This is a genomic window from Streptomyces sp. NPDC028305 (assembly GCF_055569495.1).
This window is the reverse complement of the sequence record NZ_JBVHTN010000005.1, coordinates 924,732-947,080: the sequence shown is the minus strand read 5'-3', so window position 1 is coordinate 947,080 and position 22,349 is coordinate 924,732. Positions and strand designations below refer to the sequence as shown.

The window sequence follows — 22,349 nt, the reverse complement described above, 5'->3', positions numbered from 1 at the left end:
TGTTCCGGCCGCGCCGCGCGGCACCCCCGGCGATCGATGTAGGGACCACATAACGAGACGGCCTTGCGCGTCGCCCCGTCGAGGGCGTTCCATCACGCGGTGCGATCAGAAGACACGAGCCGCAGGGCGGACGCCACAGCGCCGCCGACACCGACGCAGTCCGCCACCACCGACCGGGCGGCCAGACGGGCCGTCACCGTCTTCCCCATCCTGGTCCTCGCCGCGGGCGCGGCGGGCCTGGCGACGCCCGGCACCTTCAGCGGCTGGGCGCCGAACGTTCCCTACCTACTGGGAACGATCATGTTCTGCATGGGTCTGACCATGACCACGCAGGATTTCTCCGGCGTCGTCAAGCGGCCGTGGGCCGTGGCGCTCGGCCTGGTGGCGCACTATGTGATCATGCCGGGCCTGGGGTGGCTCATCGCCCATGCCCTGGGCCTGTCACCGCAGTTGGCGGCCGGTGTGATCCTCGTCGGCTGCGCCCCGAGCGGTACGGCCTCGAATGTGGTGACGTACCTGGCGCGCGGCGACGTGGCGCTGTCGGTCTCGGTGGCGACCGTCTCCACGGTGCTCGCCCCGCTGGTCACCCCGCCGCTGACGCTGCTGCTGGCCGGGGAGTATCTGCCGGTGGACGCCGGGTCGATGGTCACCGACATCCTCAAGACGGTGCTGCTGCCGGTCCTCGGCGGCCTCGTCGTACGGCTGGTGGCGGGGCGTTACCTCGGCCGGGTGCTGGGCCTGCTCCCCTGGCTGTCGGCCGCCACCATCGCGGTGATCGTGGCGGTCGTGGTGGCGGCCAGCGCGGACGCCATCAAGTCGGCGGCCGGGCTGGTGCTGTTGGCCGTGGTGCTGCACAACGGCCTCGGGCTCGCGCTCGGCTACGCCGCGGGCCGGGCCGCCCGCCTCGGCGAGCCCGCCGGGCGGGCCATGGCCTTCGAGGTCGGCATGCAGAACTCCGGGCTCGCGGCGTCCCTGGCGTCCGCGCACTTCAGCCCGCTGGCCGCGCTCCCGGCCGCCATCTTCTCCGTCTGGCACAACATCTCGGGCGCGCTGGTCGCCGCCTGGATGTCCCACCGCTCGCGCCGCGCGGAGGGCTGACGGCGGGGGTCACACGACGACCGGGTCCTCCCAGGCCCGGTCGACCACCCGCACCAGACCCAGGTCCGTCAGCTTGATCTGCGGCGACACCGGGAGGGTCATGGTGGACACGCTCATGAAGGCGTTGCGGTGGCGCCAGCCCCACCCGTGCAGCGCCTCCCGTACGGCGCCCGCGCCGGCCGCGACCTCGGGCGCGGGCGCGGCGGACATCACGCCGCCCACGGGCAGCGGCAGATGGACGTCCGGCCGCCCGGCCACCGCCACGCAGATCCCGCCGCCCGAGGCGATGACGCGGTTGGCCGCCCGGCGCAGCGCGCCCGCGTCGGTGGCCACGACGGTGAGGTTGTGGCTGTCGTGCGCGTACGTGGTGGCGGTGGCGCCCTCCGCGAGGTCGAACCCCACGACGGGGGCCATCGTCCGGCGGCCGGTGCCGTGGTGGCGTTCGTACACCGCGAGCACGGCCGTCCTGCCCTCCCAGTGCACGACACCGTCGCGTACGGGCAGCACGACCTCGGCCGGCTCGGTGAAGGTGTCGACGGGGTTGACCCGCAGCGCCCGGAAGGTGTGCTCCCCGTCGGGGAGGTCGGCGCGCCACACGCAGTCGGCCTCCTCCAGCGGGGCGAGGCGGACGGAGTCGGCGAAGGGGTTGTCGGGCGCCGGCCCGGCGGTGTCGTCCCCGGCCACGACGCGGCCCCCGCAGACCACGGTCACCGGTGTCGGGTCGTCGAGGGCGCGCAGCAGGACCAGGTCCGCCCGCTTGCCGGGGGCCACCACGCCCCGGTCGTCCAGGCCCAGGCGGCGGGCCGGGTGCAGGGTCAGGGCACGCAGTACGGTGGCGGGGCTCATCCCGGCGTCGAGCGCGACACGGGCGATGTGGTCGAGGTGTCCGCGGTCGAGGATGGCGTCGGCCGCCAGGTCGTCGGTGACCAGGCAGAAGTCGGGCAGCACGGGGAGTTCGTGGAGGCGGCGCACCAGTTCGGCGCTCAGGCACTTCTCCTGGAGCATCAGCAGCATGCCGAGCCGCGCCTTCTCGACCGCGACCTCGGGGGTGTTCTTGGTGTGGTCGGAGTCGATCCCCGCCCACAGGTATTCGCCGAGGTCGTCGCCGGTGAGGTTGGGGCAGTGGCCGTCCAGGCGGACGCCCTTGCGCCGGGCCGCGTCGACGATCGAGCGCATGCGCGGGGAGCCCGCGACCACGGCGCGGTAGTCCATCACCTCGCCGAGGGTGGTCACCCCGTCCCAGTCGAGCATCTCGGCGATGTCCTCGGCGGTCAGCGAGGAGCCCGCGGTCTCGAAGCCCTCCAGCGCGGGCACGCAGGAGGGCACGGCCCAGAGCATGGTCTGCTCGGCCCCGCGGCCCTGCTCGATCATCCAGGCCATAGCCTCGCGCCCCGCGACGTTGACGATCTCGTGCGGGTCGGCGAGGACCGTGGTGGTGCCCCGGGGCAGGGTGATCCGGGCGAACTCGGCGGGGGTGAGCAGCGAGCTCTCGATGTGCATATGGGCGTCGATGTAGCCGGGCGCGACGATCAGCCCGTCGGCGTCCAGGACGCGCTCGGCCTCGATCCGTACACCCGGGGCGGCCACGGCGCGGATGAGGTCGCCGGTCACCACCACGTCGGCCGGCAGGATCTCGCCGGTGTGCACCGAGAAGACGCCGGCGCCACGGATGAGGAGGTCGCAGCGGCTTGGCATCGGCATGGGGTCTCCTGCTCGCTTCCTGCTCTGGGGGGTTGGTGAGGGGTGCGGCCGTTACGGCACGGGGGTGGTGTCCGCGCCGTAGTGGCCGCGCAGCCGGGACATCAGGAAGGCCCGGAACGCCTCCGCGTCCACGCCGGTCGCCACGCGCGCGTTGGGCGGAAGGCCGGTGCGCCCGTGCACATCGGCCACCAGGGCGCCGCGGGTGAACTCGCCCGCGCACTCGACGGTCACCCACGCCTCCGTCCACTCCAGCAGCTCCGGGCGGACGGCGGCGGCCACGGCGAGCGCGTCGTGCACGGCGCAGGCGCGCACCTGGTGGCGGCGGGCGTAGCGGTCGATGAGGTGGCGCAGCATCTGCCCGGCCGCCGTGGTGACGGGCGCGCCGTCGGCGACGAGCGCGTCGGCGTCGGCGAGCGGGGTGAGGGCCTGGCGGGTGACGTCGAGGCCGACGATGCGCAGCGGGACGCCGGACTCGGTGACGTAGCGGGCGGCCTCCGGGTCGGCGTGGAAGTTGAACTCGGCGGCGGGGGTGGTGTTGCCCGGGGCGAACGCCGCGCCGCCCATGACCACGATCTCCCGCAGCAGTCCGCGGGTGTCGGGGTGGGTGTGCAGCAGGGCGGCGACGTTGGTGAGCGGCGCGGTGGCGATGAGGGTGATCTCCCCCGGGCCCGCGCCGCGCAGCTGCTCGGCCATCCAGTCCACGGCGTGGCCGGGGTGGGCGGCGCGGGCGGCCGCGGGGAGTTCGACTCCGCCGAGGCCGTACGCGCCGTGGACCGGCTCGTCGGGGTGGCGCGGCACCCGGGCCAGCGGCCCGGCGTGGCCGCGGAGCACGGGGGTGGCCGCGGCAGGCCCGCCGATCAGGTCGCACAGCCGCAGGGCGTTGTCGACCACCTGGTCGAGGCCGACGTTGCCCGCGACCGTGGTCACGCCCGCGACCTCGAGCTCCGGCGACGCGTACGCCAGGAAGAGGGCGATGGCGTCGTCGATGCCCGGGTCGCAGTCGATCATGACCCGTCTGGGGGTCCGGCTCATCCGGAGACCTCGCGCTGGAAGCGGTCCACCCACGCGTCGTTGTGCTCCACGGAGTAGGCCAGGTCGGGCGAGGTGAACCCGGCGGCGGCCGGGTCGCTCGCGGCCTCGCCGGACACCTTGGTGATGGCGGCGGGGACCTTGGCGTCCTTGTTGACCGGCTTGTCGCTGAAGGAGGCGGCCGCCTTCTCCTGGACGTCGGCGGACAGCAGGTAGTCGAGGAACTTCTCGGCGCCCGCCTTGTTCTTGGCGCCCTTGACGATCTGGGCGGTGTTGGCGGCGACGTAGCGGCCCTTGTCGAACGGCACCCAGCCGATGGGCTTGCCGGCCTTGGCCGGGTCCACGGCGAACAGGTCGAGGCCGGGGGCCATCTCGACCTCGCCGCGGTCGAGGAGGCTGACCAGCTCGGTGGAGCGGTTGAAGAACTTCAGCACGTTCGGCTTGAGGTCGGAGAGCCTCTTGAAGCCGGTGTCGGTGTCCTTGGGGCCCGAGCCGTACGTCGCGGAGACGGCCTGGAGGAACGGGACACCGGCGCTGGTGGACAGGTCGGGGACGGCGACCTTGCCCTTGTACTTCGCGTCCCACAGGCTCTCCAGCGTGGGCGGCTGCTTGACCTTGTCGGTGCGGTAGAGCATCCCGAGCAGCTGGTAGGTGTAGGCGGGGCCGTAGCCGTCCTGGCTCTTGGCGAAGTCGTAGATCTTCGCCATGTTGGGGACCTTCTTGGCGTCGACCTTGTCGAAGAGGCCCTGCTTCTGGCCCATGGCGGCGAAGAGGTCGGAGATCATCACGACGTCCACGGTGGGGTCGTTCTTGTTGACCTTCAGCTTGGTCAGCCGGTCGGCGTTGGCCCCCGTCTCCAGGGTGACATCGATCCCGGTCTTCTTCTCGAACGGCTTGATCACCGTCTCCTCGAAGCGGTCGGCCCCGAAGCCGAAGGTGCTCACCGTCAGCTTCTTCGGGTCGGCCCCGGCGCTCTCCGCGCAGCCGGAGAGGGTGAAGGCGATCAGGGACGCGGCCAGGGCGCCGGTGGTGAGTCTGGCGGTGCGGATCATGCGGGACACTCCTGACGAGGGTTCTTGCCGAGCCGAGCGGCGCCGTCGTCGCCGGGCAGAGGGATGGCCTGCCCCAGGGGCAGATGGAGCCGCACCGACGCGCCCGCGCGCAGCGTCTCGTCGGTGGTGACGGCGTGCAGGACGCGGTCGCCGACGGCGGCGGTGACCGCGAAGTCGGTGCCGCGGAAGCGGACCGCGGTGACGGTCGCCTCGACCACCTCGCCGCCCGCGGGCGGCTCGGCGTCCGGGCCGAGGACGCCGATGTGCTCGGGCCGGATGGTGACCGGGCCGCGCCCGGGGAGGTCGAGGAAGTTCTCGTAGCCGAGGAACTCGGCGACGAAGCGGGTGGCGGGCGCCCGGAACACCTCGCGCGGCGGGCCCTGCTGGACGATCCGGCCGCGGTCGAGGATCACCATGTTGTCGGCGAGTTCGAGCGCTTCTTCCTGGTCGTGGGTGACCAGGATGGCGGTCAGCCCGGTCTCCCGCTGGACCCGCAGCAGCTCCTGGCGCATCTGCACCCGCAGCCGCGCGTCCAGGTTGGACAGCGGTTCGTCGAGCAGCAGCACCGAGGGGCGGATGGCCACCGCGCGGGCCAGCGCGACCCGCTGCTGCTGGCCGCCGGACAGCTGCTTGGGCTTGCGCCCGGCCAGGTGGGCCAGGCCGACCAGGTCGAGGACCTCGGCCACGCGGGTGCGGATCTCGGCGCTGGGCACACCCCGCATCCGCAGTCCGAAGGCGACGTTCTTCTCGACGGTCAGATGCGGGAAGAGCGCGTAGGACTGGAACACCATGCCGATGTTGCGGCGCTCGGGCGGCAGGGTGGTGGCGTCCTTGCCGTCGAGCAGGATCGTGCCGCTGGTGGGCGGCAGAAAACCGGCGATCATCCGCAGGGTGGTGGTCTTGCCGCAGCCGCTGGGGCCGAGCAGCGCGGTGAACTCCCCGCGGCGCACCGTCAGATCGATCGAGTCGACCGCCACCGAGCCCGAGAACTCCCGGCTGATGGACTGGAGCTGGACCACCGGCGTCGTCGTCTTGGTCACCGTCGTCGTCGTCGTCGTTGGCATCGTCGTCATGGGTGCATCCCTACTTGCCGAAGACCTTGTTGAAGCCGACGAGCCGCTCGGTCACCAGGGCGACAACCACCGTGGCCGCGAGCAGCAGGGTGGACACCGCCGCGACGACCGGGTCGAAGGAGAACTCGACGTAATTGAGCATCTGGACCGGGAGGGTGGTCACGCCGGGGCCGTTGAGCAGCAGCGACAGCGGCACGTTGTTGAAGGAGGTGAGGAAGGACAGCACGGCCGCGGAGACGATCCCGGGCATCATCACCGGCAGGGTGACGTGGAAGAAGGTCCGCAGCGGGCCCGCGCCGAGCCCCCGCCCCGCCTCCTCCAGCGCGGGGTCGGCCATGGCGAGCGAGGCGCCGGTCACCCGCACCGCGTACGGCAGCAGCAGCACGGTGTGGCCGATCAGCAGCGCCCCGAGGGCGGTGATCCGCAGGGTGACCATCAGCTGCTGGAACAGCGCGAAGCCCAGGACCAGCTCGGGGACGATCGCCGGGGACAGGAACAGCGCCTCGGCCGCCTTGCGGCCGCGGAACCGCCGCCGCTGGATCGCCAGCGCGGCGGGGATGCCGACGAGCAGCGCGAGCAGCGTGGCCCCGGCCGCCACCATCGCGCTGGTGGCCAGCGCGTCCTGGAAGGGCTGGTACGCCAGCGCCTTGGTGAACCACTTGCCCGACAGGCCGGGCGGGGGGAACTCCACGGTGTCGCCGGAGGAGAAGGCGATGGCCACCACCAGGAGGATGGGCCCGAGGAGAAAGACCAGGGCCAGCGCGGCCACGGCGGTCAGCAGCGGACGTCCGCGCATCAGACGGCACCCACCTTCGACAGCCGGCCGGAGATCCAGCCCGCGACGAGCACCAGCGCGGTCATGATCAGGGCCACCGCGCTGGCCGCGCCCCAGTCGAGCTTCACATTGGCGTAGTCGTACAGGAGCGTGGCCAGCGTGCGGTTGCGGGTGCCGCCCAGCAGCAGCGGGGTGGTGAACGCGGTGACCGCGCCGGCGAACACCAGCATCGCGCCGACCAGCACACCGGGCAGCGCGATCGGCAGCACCACGCGGCGGAAGGCCCGGCCGGGGCTCGCCCCGAGGCCGCGGGCGGCCTCCTCCAGCTTGACGTCGATGTGCGAGAGCGAGCTGTACGAGGTCAGGATCATGATCGGGGTGAAGAGCTGGGTGAGCCCGGCGATCAGGGCGAACTCGGTGTAGAGCAGCTGGGTGCCGCCGTCGGCGAGGCCGAGGGCGGTCAGCAGGTCGCTGATCAGTCCGTTGCGGCCCAGGATGACCAGCCAGGAGAAGGTCCGTACGACGGTACTGAGCAGCAGCGGGAACACCGCGAGGGCCAGCAGCAGCCCCTGGCGGCGCCGGGGCGCCCGGGCGATCAGATACGCCACCGGGAAGCCGAGCAGCAGACAGATGGCCGTGGTCAGGGCGGCGACCCGGACGGTGCGGGCCGCGACCTCCAGCACGTATCCGTCGCCGAGCATGCCGCCGAGCTTGCCGAGGACATCGGGGTTCTCTGCGGCGGGCGGTGCGAACAGGGTGATGCCGAAGGGGTAGAGGAAGCCGAAGGCGAGAAGTGCCACGCCCGGCAGGAGCAAGAGGCCAGAAGCCGCTCTGCGTGACACGAGCCGGACCCTCCTAGATGTTACTGATACGTCGTCTGCAACCGGTTGCGGCAACCGGTTGCAGGCAAGCTACGCTGGAGCCGGTGAGCCCGTCAACAACTGCCGGTTAAAAACATGTAACCGGCAACGGACAACAGAAGGCAGGGGCGGATGGTTCGGCTGGCAGATGTCGCACGCGCCGCGGGGGTGTCCACGTCCACCGCGTCCCGCGCTCTGAGCAGGCCCGACATGGTGGCGGCGGAGACCCGGGAGCGGGTCGCCAAGGCGGCCGCCGAGATGGGATTCACGCTCAACGCCACCGCGCGGGCCCTGACCACCGGCCACACCGGGCTGGTCGGCGTCATCGTCCCCACCCTCGCCAACCCGTTCTTCCCGCCCATCGTCACCGGTGTCCAGGAGTCACTGGCCGAGACGGGCGGAAACGTCCTCCTCGGGGTGTCCGACCGCTCCGAGGAGCGCGAGCGCGAGCTGGCGGCGCAGTTGGGCTCGCGGGTCGACGGGCTCGTCCTCGTCGCCCCGGTCAGCGGCGACGCGACGCTGCACGAACTCGCCGAGCGACTGCCGGTGGTGACGGTCGACCGCACCACCCCGGGGCTGCCCGGGGTGGTGGTGGACACCCCGGGCGGGGTGCGGGAGCTGATGGCGCATCTGCTCGGCCTCGGCCACCGGCACATCGCCTACCTGGGCGGCCCGCCCGGCTCATGGATGGACCGGCAGCGCACCAGGGCCGCCCGCAAGGCGGTCGAGGACGGCGGCGGCGAGCTGACCGTGCTGGACCCCGTGCCGCCCCAGGTCGACGCCGGCCTCGCGGCGGCCGAGCACCTGGTGCGGCGGGCGGAGCGGGTCACCGCGGTCATGGCGTACAGCAGCTACGTCCTGCTCGGCCTGCTCATGGGGTTGCGCGGGGCGGGGCTGCGGGTGCCCGAGGACATCAGCCTCGCGGCGTCCGACGACCTCACCGTCATCGGGATGACCCAGCCGGGCACCACCGCGCTGCACGTCCCGCTCCAGGAGGCGGGAGCGGCGGCGTGCCGGCTGGTGCGGGAGGCTCCGCACACGGGCGAGCGCCCGCCGCGCGTCCGCGTCCCCACCCGCCTGGTCGTCCGCGGCTCCACGGCCCCGCCGCCGAAGAAGCGCTAGCCGTGCCGGCGGGGGTTTCTGGGGCGGCGGGCTGTGAGCGCCACGATCGAGTGATGCTCGATCGAGCGCTGCTTCGATCCTGCGGTTCGCATTCGGAGTGTCGCGGCCGGACGAGTGCCGGCCTTCGCCTGAAGGGGAATCTGTGATCTCGAAAACCAAGCGCGCCGTGTGTTCCATGGCCGTGGTGCTCGCCGCGGCGGCCGCGTCCACTGTCACCGTGTCGAGCGGCACCGCCTTCGCCATCGACCATGTCCAATGCGTCGGCGGCGAGAACTTCCTGAAGATCTGGTCGCACCTCGACGGCCGCGAGAGCGTCGACTGCTACGCGAACGCCGGCCGGACCGACTTCGGCGGGTGGTGGGTCGACCGCATCTACACGGGCAACAACGACCTGATCTACTACGACGCCAACGGTGACTCGGTGAAGATCGAGCGCTGGCACGACATCACCTTCCCGAACCGCCCGCCGAGGGTCGTCTCCATCCAGATCCTGTGACAACCCGCGGCGGAAGCTCTAGCGCTCCTTCTGGGCCAGCCGGAGCAGGTGGTCGGCCAGCGCCTGGCCACCTGCCGACTCGCGGCTGATCAGCAGCACCGTGTCATCGCCCGCGATGGTGCCCAGGATGGCGTGCAGCTCCGCCGAGTCGATGGCCGAGGCCAGGAACTGGGCGGCGCCGGGCGGGGTGCGCAGCACCACCAGGTTCGCGGACGCCTCCGCCGAGATCAGCAACTCGGCCGCCAGCCGCGCCATCCGGGCCTCGCTCGCCGACTCGCCGAGCGGGGCCCGGGGCGTGCGGTCGCCGCCCTCGGCCGGGACGGCGTAGATCAGCTCGCCGCCGGTGTTGCGGATCTTCACCGCGCCCAGTTCGTCCAGGTCGCGGGAGAGCGTCGCCTGGGTGACGGAGAGCCCGTCGTCGGCGAGGAGCTTCGCGAGCTGGCTCTGGGAGCGGACCGGCTGCCGGTTCAGGATGTCCACGATCCGGCGGTGCCGGGCAGTGCGGGTCTGCGGCACGGCCGGGCCACCATTGTTGTGGTTGCCGGTGCCCTGCGCCTCGGTGTGCTGCGCCTCGGTCATCGTCTCGTCAGTCTCCGGATCCGTCAGTGCCCGTGTCTCCCCTGGGCGGCGTCCAGGGCGGTGGGGAAGGCCCGGAGGAACGCATCCACCTCCTCGTCGCCGATGACGAGCGGCGGGGCGAGCCGGACCACGTCCGGCGCGACCGCGTTGACCAGGAGTCCCGCGTCCTGAGCCGCCTGCTGCACCTGCGGCGCGAGGGACTCTGTCAGCACGATACCCAGCAGCAGGCCGGAGCCGCGGACATGGTCGATCAACGCGTGGCCGAGGGACTCGATCCCGTCACGCAGCCGCTCGCCGGTCCGCTTGACCCCGTCGAGGACACCATCGGCCGCGAGGGTGTCGAGCACCGCCACCGCGGCGGCGCACGCCACCGGGTTTCCGCCGAAGGTCGATCCGTGCTGACCTGGGGTCAGCAGCTCGGCGGCGGGCCCGAAGGCCACGGTCGCACCGATGGGCAGGCCGCCGCCAAGACCCTTGGCGAGGGTCACCACATCGGGCTCGACGCCCTGCGCCTGGCATTCGAACCAGTGGCCGGTGCGGCCGATTCCCGTCTGGATCTCGTCGACGACCAGCAGGGTGCCGGTGGCCCGGGTGATCTCGCGGGCCGCCGCGAGATACCCCGCCGGAGGCGCCACGACGCCGTTCTCACCCTGGATCGGCTCCACGATGAACAGCGCGGTGTCGGTGGTGACGGCCGCGCGCAGCGCGTCCACGTCCCCGTACGGGACATGGGTGACCTCGCCGGGCAGCGGCAGGAACGGGTCCTGCTTGGCGGGCTGGCCGGTCAGCGCGAGGGCGCCCATGGTGCGGCCGTGGAAGCCGCCGGTGGTGGCCACCATGTGCGTACGGCCGGTGCGCCGCCCGATCTTGAAGGCCGCCTCGACGGCCTCCGCGCCGGAGTTGGAGAAGTAGACCCGCCCGGGGCGGTCGAAGAGCTGGAGCAGCCGCTCGGCCAGCGCCACCGGGGGCTCGGCGATGAACAGGTTGGAGACATGGCCAAGGGTTGCGATCTGGTCGGACACGGCCCGTACGACCGCGGGGTGGGCGTGGCCGAGGGCGTTGACGGCGATGCCGCCGACGAAGTCGACGTACTGGTTGCCGTCGGCGTCCCAGACCTTGGCGCCCTCGCCGTGGGTGAGCGGGACGCGGGGCGTGCCGTAGTTGTCCATCAGCGCGCCCTGCCAGCGCTGTGTCAGCTTCTCGTTGCTCACCGGTCCGCCCCCTCATTTTTGTTGCTGTCGTTGTCCGGGTCGGGCAGGACCATCGTGCCGATGCCCTCGTCGGTGAAGATCTCGAGCAGGATGGAGTGCTGGACCCGCCCGTCGATGACGCGCGCGGTGGTGACGCCGTTGCGCACGGCGTACAGACAGCCCTCCATCTTGGGCACCATGCCGCTGGCCAGGTCGGGCAGCAGCTTCTCCAGCTCGCTCGCGGTGAGCCTGCTGATCACCTCGTCGCTGTTGGGCCAGTCCGCGTACAGGCCCTCGACGTCGGTGAGGACCATCAGCGTCTCGGCGCCCAGCGCGGCGGCGAGCGCGGCCGCCGCGGTGTCGGCGTTGACGTTGTAGACGTGGCCGTCATCGGCGCTGCGGGCGATGGAGGAGACGACCGGGATGCGGCCGTCGTCCAGCAGGGCCTGGACCGCGCCGGTGTCGATCTCGGTGATCTGGCCGACCCGGCCGATGTCCACCCGCTCGCCGTCGATCTCGGCGAAGTGTTTGGTGGCGGACATCAGATGGGCGTCCTCGCCGGTCATGCCGACGGCGAGCGGCCCGTGGCGGTTGAGCAGCCCGACCAGCTCGCGCTGGACCTGGCCGGCCAGCACCATCCGTACGACGTCCATGGCCTCGTCGGTGGTGACCCGGAGTCCCGCCTTGAACTCGCTGACCAGGCCGTGCCGGTCGAGCTGAGCGCTGATCTGCGGGCCGCCGCCGTGCACCACGACGGGGCGCAGGCCGGCGTGGCGCAGAAAGACCACGTCCTGGGCGAAGGCGGCCTTCAACTCCTCGTCGACCATGGCGTTTCCGCCGAACTTGATGACGACGGTCTTGCCGTGGTGGCGGGTCAGCCAGGGCAGCGCCTCGATGAGGATGCGCGCCTTGGGCAGGGCGGTGTGTTTACGGGCGGTCGGCTGGCTCATGAGGAGTAGGCGCTGTTCTCGTGGACGTAGTCGGCGGTCAGGTCGTTGGCCCAGATGACGGCGGATTCGGTGCCCGCGGACAGGTCGGCGGTGATCCGGACCTCGCGGTAGCGCATGTCGACCAGCTCGCGGTCCTCGCCGACGGAGCCGTATCTGCACACCCACACGTCGTTGATGGCGACGTTGAGCTGGTCCGGGTCGAAGGCGGCGGAGGTGGTGCCGATCGCGGAGAGCACCCGGCCCCAGTTGGGGTCCTCGCCGTGGATGGCGCACTTGAGGAGGTTGTTGCGGGCGATCGAGCGGCCCACCTCCACGGCGTCGTCCTCGGTGGCGGCGCCCACCACCTCGATGCGGATGTCCTTGGAGGCGCCCTCGGCGTCGCCGATCAGCTGCCGCGCCAGGTCGGCGCAGACCGTGCGGACCGCCTCGGCGAACTCGTCGGCGGCGGGGGTGACTCCGGACGCGCCGGAGGCGAGCAGCAGCACGGTGTCGTTGGTGGACATGCAACCGTCGGAGTCGACCCGGTCGAAGGTGGTGCGGGTGGCCGCGCGCAGCGCCGCGTCCAGGTCCTGGGCCTCGACGTCGGCGTCGGTGGTGAGCACGACGAGCATGGTGGCAAGGCCGGGGGCCAGCATGCCCGCGCCCTTGGCCATGCCGCCGACGACCCAGCCGCCGGCGCCCTCCGCCACGGCGGTCTTGTGCACGGTGTCGGTGGTCTTGATGGCGATGGCGGCCTTCTCGCCGCCGTGGGCGGTCAGCTCGGCGGCCGCCTTCTCCACGCCGGGGAGCAGCTTGTCCATGGGCAGCCGGATGCCGATGAGCCCGGTGGAGGCGACGGCGACCTCACCGGCGCTGTGTCCGAGGACCTCCGCCACCTTCTCGGCGGTGGCGTGGGTGTCCTGGAAGCCGAGCGGGCCGGTGCAGGCGTTGGCGCCGCCGGAGTTGAGGACGACCGCGCTCACCGCGCCGCCCTTCAGCACCTGCTCGGACCACAGGACGGGGGCGGCCTTGACGCGGTTGGAGGTGAACACGCCGGCGGCGGCCAGGCGCGGCCCGTTGTTGACGACGAGGGCCAGGTCGGGGTTGCCGTTCTCCTTGATGCCCGCTGCGACACCGGAGGCGGTGAAGCCCTTGGCTGCCGTAACGCTCACTGTGACTCCTTGTTCGCCCCAGGGGGGCCGGTTTCGTGGGGTGCGGCGTCGGCCGCGCGACTCGTTCCGGTCGGGCTTATGGCGCGATTCCGGTGGTGGGGAGCCCCAGCTCCTCCGGGAGGCCGAGCGCGACGTTCATGCTCTGAACCGCGCCGCCGGCGGTGCCCTTGGTGAGGTTGTCGATGGCGCTGATGGCGATGACCCGGCCGGCCGCCGCGTCGAGGGCGACCTGGATCAGCGCGGTGTTCGATCCGTACACGGAGGCGGTGGACGGCCACTGCCCCTCGGGCAGGAGGTGGACGAACGGCTCGTCCTGGAACGCCTTCTCGTACGCGGCCCGCACCGCCTCGGCCGTCACCCCGGGCCTGGCCTTGGCGCTGCACGTGGCGAGGATGCCGCGGGGCATGGGGGCGAGGGTGGGGGTGAAGGAGACCGAGACCGGCTCCCCCGCCGCGGCCGACAGGTTCTGGATCATCTCGGGGGTGTGCCGGTGGCCGCCGCCGACGCCGTACGGGCTCATGGCGCCCATGACCTCGCTGCCCAGCAGGTGCGGCTTGGGCGCCTTGCCCGCGCCCGAGGTGCCGGAGGCGGCGACGATCACGGCCTCGGGCTCGACGAGCCCCGCCGCGTACGCCGGGAACAGCGCGAGGGAGACGGAGGTCGGGTAGCAGCCTGGGACCGCGACGCGCTTGGACCCCTCCAGCGCGTCGCGGGCCCCGGGCAGCTCGGGGAGGCCGTAGGGCCAGGTGCCCGCGTGCGGCGAGCCGTAGAACCGCTCCCAGTCCCCCGCGTCCTCGAGCCGGAAGTCGGCCCCGCAGTCGATGATCAGGACCTCGTCGCCCAACTGCTCCGCGACGGCGGCGGACTGGCCGTGGGGCAGTGCGAGGAACACCACGTCGTGCCCGGCGAGCGCCTCGGGGCCGGTCGGCTCCAGGATCCGGTCGGCGAGCGGCGGAAGGTGCGGCTGGAGGGCTCCGAGGCGCTGGCCGGCGTTGGAGTTGCCGGTCAGGGCGCCGATCTCCACCTGGGGGTGGGCGAGCAGCAGGCGCAGCACCTCGCCGCCCGCGTATCCGCTCGCTCCGGCCACCGCCGCACGTATCGCCATCGAAACAACCTCCCTGTCGATGGCATGACTATACGGTTGACCGAAGCTTTATGCAATGAGTGTTTCGGACAGCCGGGGGCGGTGACACGGCGGGGGTGACGCGTGTTACGCGCCCAGAGGGGGTCGGGCCCTTTCGAGAGGGGGCCGGCAACGAGATATCTTGATGTCGAGCAATGTTGCAGACGTGGAGCGGAGCACCCGGTGACTGACTCGACCATCATCTATACGCACACCGACGAGGCCCCGGCCCTGGCGACGTATTCGTTCTTGCCGGTGGTCCAGGCGTACGCGTCGACGGCCGGGGTCGCTGTGGAGACCCGTGACATCTCGCTGGCCGGGCGCATCATCGCCGTCTTCCCCGAGTACCTGGAGGAGGGCCTGCGGATCCCCGACGCCCTCGCCGAGCTCGGTGAGCTGGCCAAGACGCCCGAGGCCAACATCATCAAGCTGCCGAACATCTCGGCCTCGATCCCGCAGCTGAAGGCCGCGGTCGCCGAGCTCCAGCAGCAGGGCTACACGCTGCCGGACTACCCGGACGACCCGAAGACCGACGAGGAGCGCGAGATCCGCGCCCGCTACGACAAGGTCAAGGGCTCCGCGGTCAACCCGGTGCTGCGCGAGGGCAACTCCGACCGCCGCGCCCCCGCGTCGGTCAAGAACTACGCCAAGACGCATCCGCACCGCATGGGCGCCTGGACCGCGGAGTCGAAGACCAACGTCGCCACCATGGGCGTCGACGACTTCCGCGCCACCGAGAAGTCCGCGGTGGTCGCCGAGGCCGGCTCGCTGCGCATCGAGCTGGCGGGCGACGACGGCTCGACCACCGTGCTGCGCGAGTCCGTACCCGTGCTGGCCGGCGAGGTCGTGGACGCGTCCGTGATGCGCGTGGCCGCGCTGCGCGAGTTCCTGACCGCTCAGGTGGCCCGGGCCAAGGCCGAGGACGTGCTGTTCTCGCTGCACCTCAAGGCCACGATGATGAAGGTCTCCGACCCGATCGTCTTCGGCCACGCGGTGCGGGCCTTCTTCCCGAAGACCTTCGCCGAGTACGGCGAGGTGTTCGCGGCGGCCGGTCTGACCCCCAACGACGGGCTCGGCGGCATCCTCAAGGGCGTGGAGTCGCTGCCCGAGGGGGCCAGGATCAAGGAGTCCTTCGAGGCCGAGCTGGCCGAGGGCCCCCGGATGGCGATGGTCGACTCCGACCGCGGCATCACCAACCTGCACGTCCCCTCCGACGTGATCGTCGACGCCTCCATGCCGGCAATGATCCGCACCTCGGGCCACATGTGGGGCCCCGACGGCCAGGAGCACGACACCCTCGCCGTCCTGCCCGACAGCAGCTACGCCGGCATCTACCAGGCCGTCCTCGACGACTGCCGGGCCAACGGCGCCCTGGACCCCGCCACCATGGGCTCGGTCCCGAACGTCGGCCTGATGGCGCAGAAGGCCGAGGAGTACGGCAGCCACGACAAGACCTTCGAGATCCCCGTCACGGGCACCGTCCGCGTCGTCGACGAGGCCGGCAACGTGGTCCTGGAGCAGGTCGTCGGCGCCGGTGACATCTTCCGTATGTGCCAGACCAAGGACCTGCCGATCCGCGACTGGGTCAAGCTCGCCGTCACCCGCGCCCGCGCCACCGGCGACCCGGCCGTCTTCTGGCTCGACGAGAACCGCGCCCACGACGCCCAGCTGATCGAGAAGGTCAAGGCGTACCTGCCGGAGCACGACACCGAGGGCCTTCAGATCGAGATCAAGGCCCCGGTCGACGCGATCACGTTCTCCCTGGAGCGGATCCGCCGCGGCGAGAACGCCATCTCGGTCACCGGCAATGTGCTGCGCGACTACCTGACCGACCTGTTCCCGATCCTGGAGCTGGGCACCAGCGCCAAGATGCTGTCGGTCGTCCCGCTGATGGCGGGCGGCGGCCTCTTCGAGACGGGCGCCGGCGGCTCCGCGCCGAAGCACGTCCAGCAGCTGGTCAAGGAGAACTACCTGCGCTGGGACTCGCTGGGCGAGTTCTTCGCGCTGGTGCCGTCCCTCGAGCAGTACGCGAAGACCACCGGCAACGCGCGCGCCCAGGTGCTCGCCGACACCCTCGACCGGGCCACGGCCACGTTCCTCAACGAGGACAAGTCGCCCAGCCGCCGGGTCGGTGGCATCGACAACCGCGGCAGCCACTTCTACCTGTCGCTGTACTGGGCGCAGGAGCTGGCCGGGCAGACCGACGACGCGGGCCTGGCCAAGGCCTTCGGCCCGCTCGCCGAGACGCTCGCCGCCCAGGAGCAGACGATCGTCGACGAGCTGATCGCCGTCCAGGGCGAGCCGGCCGAGATCGGCGGCTACTACCAGCCCGACCCGGCCAAGGCCGCCGCCGTGATGCGTCCGTCGGCGACCTTCAACCAGGCCCTCGCCACCCTCGGCTGACGCGGCGGTCTTCCCTCCGCCTCTTCTGCCTCTCGCCGCCGCCCCGGCCGGACACCGTTCCGGCCGGGGCGGCGGCTTGTGTGCGCCCGTCCCCGCGCGCTTCTCCGCGGCCCCGCCGGGCGCGCTCCCCCGCAGCCCCCGCCATGTGCGCTCCGTGGTCCCCCGGTCACCGTGCCGACAACCAATAGCGGAGCCCTACAAAACCCGGACCCCGGCCTGCTGGGATTGCGCCATCTGCCCGGCCGTGAGCCCCCTGACAGAGTGGCCGACAAGTGATCTCCTCCCGCGAACTTCCACGCGGGAGTCGTGTGTCCACTACACGGGGGTAGTTTTCGATGAGCGCTGACACCGAACAGGTGGTGGTCACCGGTCTCGGGGCCACCACACCGCTCGGCGGCGATGTGGCCTCGACCTGGTCCGGGATGCTGAGCGGGAGATCCGGGATCAGCCGCATCGAAGAGGCGTGGGCGACCGACGCCCCCGTGCGGATCGCGGGCCAGCTGGCGGTCGAGCCGACCGAGGTCCTGGACCGGGTGCAGGCCCGGCGCATGGACCGCTGCCAGCAGATCGCGCTGATCGCCGCCCGCGAGGCCTGGGCCGACGCGGGCGCCCCCGAGGTCGAGCCGGAGCGGCTGGCCGTGGCCATCGGCACGGGCACCGGGGGCACGCTGACCATGCTCCGCCAGAGCGACATCATGGAGTCCTCGGGGATGCGGCGGATGTCCCCGCACTCCGTCCCGATGCTGATGGCGAACGGTCCCGCCGCCCTGGTCAGCATCGAACTCGGCGCGCGCGGCGGCGCCCACGCCCCGGTCAGCGCCTGCGCCTCGGGGGCCGAGGCGATCGCCATGGGCTTAGACCTGATCCGCCTCGGCCGCGCCGACGTGGTCGTCGCGGGCGGCACCGAGGCCTGCGTCAACCCGCTGGTGCTGGCCGGATTCGCCCAGGCCCGAGCCCACTCCACGCGCAACGACGAGCCCGAGCGGGCGTCCCGGCCCTTCGACGTCGACCGCGACGGCTTCGTCATCGGCGAGGGCGCTGCCGTGGTCGTCCTGGAGCGCGCCGAGTTCGCCGCCGCCCGGGCGGCCCGCACCCACGCGACGCTCGCCGGGGCCGGGGTCACCTCGGACGCCCACCACATCACCGCCGCGCACCCGGAGGGTCAAGTCCGCGCCATGCGCATGGCGTTGGCCTCCGCGAAGCTGACCCCGCTCGCGATCGAGCTCATCCACGCCCACGCCACCTCCACGCCGATGGGCGACCTCGTCGAGGCCGAGTCGATCGCCGAGGCCATCGGCATCCACCCGTCCGTGACCGCGACCAAGTCCATGACCGGCCACCTCTTCGGGGCGGCGGGGGCGGTCGGCGCGGTCGCCGCGATCCTCGCGGTGCGCGACGGGGTGATCCCCGCGACCCAGAACGTCGACGCCCTCGACCCGCAGGTGAAGCTCGACGTCGTCACGGGAGCGCCCCGGCGCGGCGCGGCGCCGACCGCCGCGCTCAGCAACTCCTTCGGATTCGGCGGCCACAACACCTCGCTCGTGTTCACTCCCGCGCCGTAGTCCGGCCGCGGAGGGTGTCCGGTGGGCATCCGGGCCGACCGGGAGCCGCCGGCCTCCTCCGGGCCGGGGCGCCGGGCAGCGGCCCTGGATAGGCTCGGGGCCCATGACCTCGGACCACCCCAACGCCTGGGCGGCGGACGCGATCCGGCGCCTCCGCGCGGAGGGCCGCGGAAGCGGCCCGACCCCGCTCCGGCCGCTTCCGCTGCCCGCGCTGCCGGACGTCCGGGTCTATCTCAAGGACGAGTCCGCACACCCCACCGGCAGCGTGAAACACCGCCTGGTGCGGGCCATGTTCCACGAGGCGATCGCGACCGGCCGGATCACCGCGGACACCACGGTGGTCGCCGCCACCGGGGGCGCGGTCGCCGTCGCGGGAGCCCACTTCGCGCGGCTGCTGGATCTGCCGTTCCTCGCCGTCGTACCGGCGAAGACCCCGGCGGACACCCTGGCCCGCGTCGAGCGGGAGGGCGGGCGGTGGCAGGTGGCCGAACAGCCGCCGGCCGCGGTGCAGGAGGAGGCCCGCGCGGTGGCCGAGCGGCTCGGCGGACACTTCCTCGACCACTTCACCGACGCCGAGCCGGCCCTGGCCGCAAGCCGCGAACCGACGATCGCGGACGAGATCTTCACGCAGCTGCGCGAGGAGCCGCATCCGGTGCCCGCGTGGATCGTCACCGGCGCCGGCACCGGCGCCACCTCGGCCTCGATCGGACGCCATCTGCGCCACCACGGCCATCCGACCCGGCTGGCCGTGGTGGACCCGGAGAACTCCGCCTACTTCCCGGCGTGGGCGAGCGGCTGCCGCGACTACGCCACCGGCATGCCTTCCCGGATCCCCGGCATCGGCCGCCCCCGCACCGAGCCCGGGTTCCTGCCCACCGTGATCGACCTGGTGATCCCGGTTCCGGACGCCGCGTCCCTGGCCGCCCTGCGATGGCTGCACGACACGGCCGCCGTCCCGGCCGGCCCGGCGGCCGGGACCGGGCTGTGGGGCGTATGCCACCTGGTGGCGCGGATGCGCGAGTCGGGAGCGCGGGGCAGCGTGGTCGGCCTCGTCGGCGACCACGCCGAACCGTACCGGAACACCCACCTGGACCCCGAGTGGGTACGCGCCCGGGGGCTCGACCCGGCGCCGTACGCGGGCGTCGTCGAGCGGTTCGCCACCACCGGGGAATGGCGGCCGCCGGCCGGTTAGGCCGTGTCCGGCCGTCCCGGACCCGGCACTTCGCGGACACGGCCGGGCGCCCCCGGCTACCGCTGGGAGGTACCCCCGCCGGCGGTAGCCGGGGGCGCGTGCGATCGCAAGGCGGAGGGCCGCCCTCGCGGGCCCGACAACGCAGCGCGAGGGCGCGTGCCAGGCGTCGCGGGCCCGCAGAGATCAGGGCCTAGCGGAACCGGCGAGTTGCCGGGCGCGGTGCAGGCCCGCGGTGACGTCGGCGAGGGTCGCGCAGGGGACGCCGCCCAGCGGTAGCCGGGGGACGGTGACCAACGGTCCGGCGGGCAGCGGGAGATCGGCCGACGGGCGACGGGCGGCGACCGCGTCGGCCAGGTCCGACAGGGCGGCCCGCAGCCCGTCCGCGAGGGCCGGCTCCGGGCGCGGCGCGCCGTGGTCCAGCCGGACCCCGCACGCCGTCGTCGCGTCCACGATCTCCTCGAGCGCGGCCACCACCGGGGCCCACGCCGCCAGGTCGCGCCCGAACGGCGGGTGTTCGGCGCCCGCCACCTCCACCGCGCGCCGGGCGTCCGCCAGCGCGCGGTACGCCTCGCGACGCAGCCGCAGCCGTACCGCGTACGGCGCGTCGGCATCCAGCACCCGGTCCAGGTGGTCGCGGGTGGCGCGGACCGCGAGCGACAGCCGTACGGACACCTGGGCGCGCGGGCCGCCGAGGCCGGGCAGCGCGCCCGCCGCCAGCACCACCGCGCAGGCCAGCAGCGTGTCCGTGAGCCGCGCGTACCCCGCGCCGCGGTCGCCGCCGAGGTACACCAGGGACAGCAGCAGTGGCGTGAGCACCGCCGTCTGGAGCGCGAAGTGGCGTACGGACACCGGGATCAGCGCCGAGCACACCGCGGCGACGGCCACCGGCCACACCCCGTCCGCCCCCGCGAGCGGGCCGAGCAGCGCGGCGAGCCCGCCGAAGACGGCCACGCCGACGGCGGTGCCGAACGCGCGGCTCACGGCCCGCGACACCAGCGGGCCCATGTCCGGCTTGACCAGGAAGGCGGCGGTGGCGGGGAGCCAGTACCAGTGTTCGCCCGGCAGCGACCGGGCCAGCGCGGTGGCGACGCCCACGCACAGCCCCACCCGGGCCGCGTACTCCCGGCCCGCCGGGCCGAGCGCCCGGCGCAGCCGCTGCCGGGGGCCGGGGCCGACCGCGCCGACGGCCGGGGCCGGTTCGCCGTCGAAGACACGGGCGGCCAGCAGCACCGCGCGGTGCGCGGCGAGGCCGCCGGCGGTGTGCGGCGCGGGCGCGGGGAGCGGGCCCGGCGGCCGGCCGGTGCGCACCGAGCGGGCCAGCAGCGCGGGGGTCCGCGCCACCCGGGCGGGCAGCGGCTCGCCCTCCCACAGCAGGGTCACCGCCGTCTCGCTCAACGCCCCGGCCACCGCCAGCAGATCGCGCAGCCGGCGCCGGCCGGCGTCGGGGCGGTGGAGCGGGACACGGTGTGCGTAGAGCGATTCGTAGGCGGCGTCGTACGCGGCGGTCAGCCGGCGCCGGGCCGCATGGCCGCGCTCGGTGCCGACCGCCGCCATCAGGTCGGCGAGCGCGTCGTAGACGGCGGCCACCGCGACCCGCTCGTCGGGCAGGCCCGCCGCCGGGCGAACCGAACCCCGAAGGGGGGCGAGCAGCGGCAGCAGCCACGCCATGGCCAGCACCCACGCGGCGCCGGCGAGCAGCAGCCCGGCCCGGGCGGGCGGGGATTCGGGGGCGGGCATGCCCGTGCCGACCACGCACACCACCATCAGCTGGACCCCGGCCGAGGAGCACACCGGCCCGATCGCGCTGATCGCGCCGGACACCAGGCCGACCGCCGCGAGTGCGAGCGCGATCCAGGTGCCGAGCCCCAGCGTGCCCAGCCATGCCCCGGTGAGCATGCCCACGGCCCCGGCCAGGGCGGGCAGGCCGATGCGCACCAGGCGGGTGGCGCGGGTGGCGGGCCGGTCGTTGATGTGCGCGAACATCGCGCCGAGGCCCGCGGTCACCCCGGCGGAGGTCTGCCCCGCGGCCACTCCGGCCGCCAGCACGGGCCCCACGCCGAGCGCGCCGCGCGCCACCGCCGCCCAGGGCACGGGCCCGCGCAGCCCGCGAGCGCCGGGCAGCGGGTGGGTGAGCCAGCGGGGCAGTGCGGGCGAGGTGTGCGGGGTGCGCAACGGTGTCCTCCGGGCGGTCGGGCGGGGGGGCTTCCCTCGTCGTCGAGGACACGTCCCCTCGAACGTACGCGACCGATGCCGACATTCCGTAACCGCTGCGTTTCCACTGTGTAGACCGCTGTGTGGACCGCTGTGCAGACCGCTGGGCGGGCCTTACAACTGCGCTTCGCGGTCCACGCACAGCCGCCACCGCCCGGCCCCGCCGATCAGCGTGACGGTGGACAGCGGGAGCACATCGACGTTCCAGTAGCAGTGCGGCGGCGCCTTCATCGCGTGGGTCACCGCGGCGCGGATCACACCCGCGTCGGCGACGGCGAGCATCCGGTCGTCGAATCCGGCGGGCCGGTTGTCCAGCCATCTGCCCACGCGGTTGATGAACGCCGACAGCGACTCGCCCCCGTGCGGCGCGCTGCCCGGGTCGGCGAGCCAGGCGTCGACCGCCTCGGGCTCGCGCTCCTTCACCTCCTCCAGGGTCCGGCCGCGCCAGTTGCCCATGTCGCAGTCGCGCAGGGAGGTTTGGGAGAGCGGCATGAAACCGAGGATGTCGCCGGTCTCCCGGCTGCGGGCCGACGGAGAGCAGTAGCGCAGCTCAGCGGCGGCCAGCGGAAGCAGCGAGGGCGCCACGCGCTCGACCTCGCGCCAGCCCGCCGGGTCGAGCGGCCGGTCGTCGTCGAAACGCTCGGCGAGCCGGGAGGAACTGCGGGCGGAGGCGATCAGCGTGAGCCGGAAGTTCATCCGGGCATGGTAGGCGGCATGGATCATGGTGGCGGCTGCCGAAGCCCGTTCCGCCGTGTGGGAATGGGTGGCGCGATGTGTGGGGT

At 73.1% G+C, this 22,349-nt stretch carries 19 protein-coding genes; 6 read left to right on the top strand and 13 right to left on the bottom strand.

Annotated features, from left to right (window positions below):
* Positions 1-99 precede the first annotated feature (99 nt).
* Positions 100-1,098 (top strand): bile acid:sodium symporter family protein, encoded by a 999-nt coding sequence (locus tag ACZ4WQ_RS25045; protein WP_398377571.1) that lies wholly within the window; start codon positions 100-102, stop codon positions 1,096-1,098.
* Between the two features lie 9 nt (positions 1,099-1,107).
* Here the strand turns inward: ACZ4WQ_RS25045 and ACZ4WQ_RS25040 are convergent, their stop codons facing one another.
* From ACZ4WQ_RS25040 to ACZ4WQ_RS25015, 6 genes are read right to left on the bottom strand one after another with little or no spacing between them, the layout of a single operon-like run.
* Entirely contained in the window at positions 1,108-2,799 is a 1,692-nt protein-coding gene (locus ACZ4WQ_RS25040; RefSeq protein WP_398377569.1) for an adenine deaminase, read from the bottom strand.
* Positions 2,800-2,850: 51 nt separating this feature from the next.
* Positions 2,851-3,831 carry a nucleoside hydrolase gene (locus tag ACZ4WQ_RS25035; RefSeq protein WP_398377567.1) on the bottom strand — a complete coding sequence of 327 codons (981 nt, stop codon included), beginning with the start codon at positions 3,829-3,831 and terminating at the stop codon, positions 2,851-2,853.
* Entirely contained in the window at positions 3,828-4,880 is a 1,053-nt protein-coding gene (locus tag ACZ4WQ_RS25030; protein WP_398377566.1) for an ABC transporter substrate-binding protein, read from the bottom strand. Before ACZ4WQ_RS25030 ends, ACZ4WQ_RS25035 begins: the two co-directional genes overlap by 4 nt.
* Entirely contained in the window at positions 4,877-5,953 is a 1,077-nt protein-coding gene (locus ACZ4WQ_RS25025) for an ABC transporter ATP-binding protein (RefSeq protein WP_468022418.1), read from the bottom strand. The genes ACZ4WQ_RS25030 and ACZ4WQ_RS25025 overlap by 4 nt, the downstream gene beginning before the upstream one ends.
* A 10-nt stretch (positions 5,954-5,963) precedes the next feature.
* On the bottom strand, positions 5,964-6,749 hold the full coding sequence (locus tag ACZ4WQ_RS25020) for an ABC transporter permease (protein WP_398377562.1): 786 nt from the start codon (positions 6,747-6,749) through the stop codon (positions 5,964-5,966).
* Positions 6,749-7,528 carry an ABC transporter permease gene (locus ACZ4WQ_RS25015; protein ID WP_385345541.1) on the bottom strand — a complete coding sequence of 260 codons (780 nt, stop codon included), beginning with the start codon at positions 7,526-7,528 and terminating at the stop codon, positions 6,749-6,751. The genes ACZ4WQ_RS25020 and ACZ4WQ_RS25015 overlap by 1 nt, the downstream gene beginning before the upstream one ends.
* A gap of 192 nt (positions 7,529-7,720) precedes the next feature.
* On the opposite strand from ACZ4WQ_RS25015, the gene ACZ4WQ_RS25010 reads away from it, so the two are divergent.
* A complete protein-coding gene (locus ACZ4WQ_RS25010; protein WP_385345539.1) occupies positions 7,721-8,710 on the top strand; it encodes a LacI family DNA-binding transcriptional regulator in 990 nt (329 codons plus the stop codon).
* A gap of 142 nt (positions 8,711-8,852) precedes the next feature.
* Positions 8,853-9,206 carry a beta/gamma crystallin domain-containing protein gene (locus ACZ4WQ_RS25005; protein ID WP_311725722.1) on the top strand — a complete coding sequence of 118 codons (354 nt, stop codon included), beginning with the start codon at positions 8,853-8,855 and terminating at the stop codon, positions 9,204-9,206.
* 18 nt (positions 9,207-9,224) lie between these two features.
* Here ACZ4WQ_RS25005 and ACZ4WQ_RS25000 read toward each other — a convergent pair whose 3' ends face one another.
* The 5 genes from ACZ4WQ_RS25000 to argC form a co-directional block, all read right to left on the bottom strand.
* Positions 9,225-9,785 carry an arginine repressor gene (locus ACZ4WQ_RS25000; RefSeq protein WP_385345536.1) on the bottom strand — a complete coding sequence of 187 codons (561 nt, stop codon included), beginning with the start codon at positions 9,783-9,785 and terminating at the stop codon, positions 9,225-9,227.
* A 23-nt stretch (positions 9,786-9,808) separates the two neighbouring features.
* Positions 9,809-10,996 (bottom strand): acetylornithine transaminase, encoded by a 1,188-nt coding sequence (locus ACZ4WQ_RS24995; RefSeq protein WP_385345534.1) that lies wholly within the window; start codon positions 10,994-10,996, stop codon positions 9,809-9,811.
* Positions 10,993-11,925 carry an acetylglutamate kinase gene (gene argB, locus ACZ4WQ_RS24990; RefSeq protein WP_311725718.1) on the bottom strand — a complete coding sequence of 311 codons (933 nt, stop codon included), beginning with the start codon at positions 11,923-11,925 and terminating at the stop codon, positions 10,993-10,995. The genes ACZ4WQ_RS24995 and argB overlap by 4 nt, the downstream gene beginning before the upstream one ends.
* Positions 11,922-13,076 carry a bifunctional glutamate N-acetyltransferase/amino-acid acetyltransferase ArgJ gene (gene argJ / locus ACZ4WQ_RS24985; RefSeq protein WP_311725717.1) on the bottom strand — a complete coding sequence of 385 codons (1,155 nt, stop codon included), beginning with the start codon at positions 13,074-13,076 and terminating at the stop codon, positions 11,922-11,924. Before argJ ends, argB begins: the two co-directional genes overlap by 4 nt.
* Positions 13,077-13,152: 76 nt before the next feature.
* The gene (gene argC / locus ACZ4WQ_RS24980) at positions 13,153-14,181 is read right to left on the bottom strand and encodes an N-acetyl-gamma-glutamyl-phosphate reductase (protein WP_358848885.1); all 1,029 of its coding nucleotides are present in this window, start codon (positions 14,179-14,181) and stop codon (positions 13,153-13,155) included.
* A 201-nt stretch (positions 14,182-14,382) separates the two neighbouring features.
* Between argC and ACZ4WQ_RS24975 the strand changes: the two genes are divergently transcribed.
* From ACZ4WQ_RS24975 to ACZ4WQ_RS24965, 3 genes are all read left to right on the top strand, one after another.
* On the top strand, positions 14,383-16,602 hold the full coding sequence (locus ACZ4WQ_RS24975; protein ID WP_311725715.1) for an NADP-dependent isocitrate dehydrogenase: 2,220 nt from the start codon (positions 14,383-14,385) through the stop codon (positions 16,600-16,602).
* Between the two features lie 335 nt (positions 16,603-16,937).
* On the top strand, positions 16,938-18,164 hold the full coding sequence (locus ACZ4WQ_RS24970) for a beta-ketoacyl-[acyl-carrier-protein] synthase family protein (RefSeq protein ID WP_311725714.1): 1,227 nt from the start codon (positions 16,938-16,940) through the stop codon (positions 18,162-18,164).
* 103 nt (positions 18,165-18,267) lie between these two features.
* Positions 18,268-19,356, top strand: coding sequence for a pyridoxal-phosphate dependent enzyme (locus ACZ4WQ_RS24965; RefSeq protein WP_398377557.1), 1,089 nt, complete (start codon positions 18,268-18,270; stop codon positions 19,354-19,356).
* A 183-nt stretch (positions 19,357-19,539) separates the two neighbouring features.
* Here the strand turns inward: ACZ4WQ_RS24965 and ACZ4WQ_RS24960 are convergent, their stop codons facing one another.
* Both ACZ4WQ_RS24960 and ACZ4WQ_RS24955 read right to left on the bottom strand, forming a co-directional pair.
* Positions 19,540-21,528, bottom strand: coding sequence for an FUSC family protein (locus tag ACZ4WQ_RS24960; protein WP_398377555.1), 1,989 nt, complete (start codon positions 21,526-21,528; stop codon positions 19,540-19,542).
* Between the two features lie 153 nt (positions 21,529-21,681).
* Positions 21,682-22,263 (bottom strand): histidine phosphatase family protein, encoded by a 582-nt coding sequence (locus ACZ4WQ_RS24955; protein WP_398377553.1) that lies wholly within the window; start codon positions 22,261-22,263, stop codon positions 21,682-21,684.
* Positions 22,264-22,349: the final 86 nt, after the last annotated feature.

Coding starts and splice junctions, on each gene's coding strand:
- ACZ4WQ_RS25040 (WP_398377569.1), bottom strand. CDS start 2,799: ATGCCGATGCCAAGCCGCTGCGACCTCCTCATCCGTGGCGCCGGCGTC.
- ACZ4WQ_RS25035 (WP_398377567.1), bottom strand. CDS start 3,831: ATGAGCCGGACCCCCAGACGGGTCATGATCGACTGCGACCCGGGCATC.
- ACZ4WQ_RS25030 (WP_398377566.1), bottom strand. CDS start 4,880: ATGATCCGCACCGCCAGACTCACCACCGGCGCCCTGGCCGCGTCCCTG.
- ACZ4WQ_RS25025 (WP_468022418.1), bottom strand. CDS start 5,953: ATGACGACGATGCCAACGACGACGACGACGACGGTGACCAAGACGACG.
- ACZ4WQ_RS25020 (WP_398377562.1), bottom strand. CDS start 6,749: ATGCGCGGACGTCCGCTGCTGACCGCCGTGGCCGCGCTGGCCCTGGTC.
- ACZ4WQ_RS25010 (WP_385345539.1), top strand. CDS start 7,721: ATGGTTCGGCTGGCAGATGTCGCACGCGCCGCGGGGGTGTCCACGTCC.
- ACZ4WQ_RS25000 (WP_385345536.1), bottom strand. CDS start 9,785: ATGACCGAGGCGCAGCACACCGAGGCGCAGGGCACCGGCAACCACAAC.
- argB (WP_311725718.1), bottom strand. CDS start 11,925: ATGAGCCAGCCGACCGCCCGTAAACACACCGCCCTGCCCAAGGCGCGC.
- argC (WP_358848885.1), bottom strand. CDS start 14,181: ATGGCGATACGTGCGGCGGTGGCCGGAGCGAGCGGATACGCGGGCGGC.
- ACZ4WQ_RS24970 (WP_311725714.1), top strand. CDS start 16,938: ATGAGCGCTGACACCGAACAGGTGGTGGTCACCGGTCTCGGGGCCACC.
- ACZ4WQ_RS24965 (WP_398377557.1), top strand. CDS start 18,268: ATGACCTCGGACCACCCCAACGCCTGGGCGGCGGACGCGATCCGGCGC.
- ACZ4WQ_RS24955 (WP_398377553.1), bottom strand. CDS start 22,263: ATGAACTTCCGGCTCACGCTGATCGCCTCCGCCCGCAGTTCCTCCCGG.